Annotated in this window: 1 protein-coding gene; it reads left to right on the top strand. The window is 53.9% G+C overall.

Going from position 1 to position 254, the window contains the following annotated elements; genetic code table 11:
* The first annotated feature begins 1 nt into the window (after position 1).
* On the top strand, positions 2 to 124 hold the full coding sequence (locus AADZ90_RS22455; protein WP_411997149.1) for an integrase core domain-containing protein: 123 nt from the start codon (positions 2 to 4) through the stop codon (positions 122 to 124).
* Positions 125 to 254: the final 130 nt, after the last annotated feature.

Genomic DNA, 254 nt, shown 5'->3' on the forward strand with positions numbered 1-254 from the left:
CATCAATCACTGGCTCAGGCAGTACAATCACACCCGGCCGCATCAGGCACTCAACATGCGCCCACCCGTTCCTGAAACCCTATTAGAGAAACCAATGATCAGTGGCCCAGACACACGGGGCTAGACACCCGAAGAGCTTCTTGAAGAGTTCGTGCGCTCCAACATAGGTGAAGGTGTGTCTGTCGGCGATCTTGCAAGGCTCTGCGATATGCCCGTTGGCACTTTCAACCGTCATTTCAAAAAGCGCATGCGTC

This window comes from Aestuariibius violaceus, assembly GCF_040779325.2.
Classification (GTDB): Bacteria; Pseudomonadota; Alphaproteobacteria; order Rhodobacterales; family Rhodobacteraceae; genus Aestuariibius; species Aestuariibius violaceus.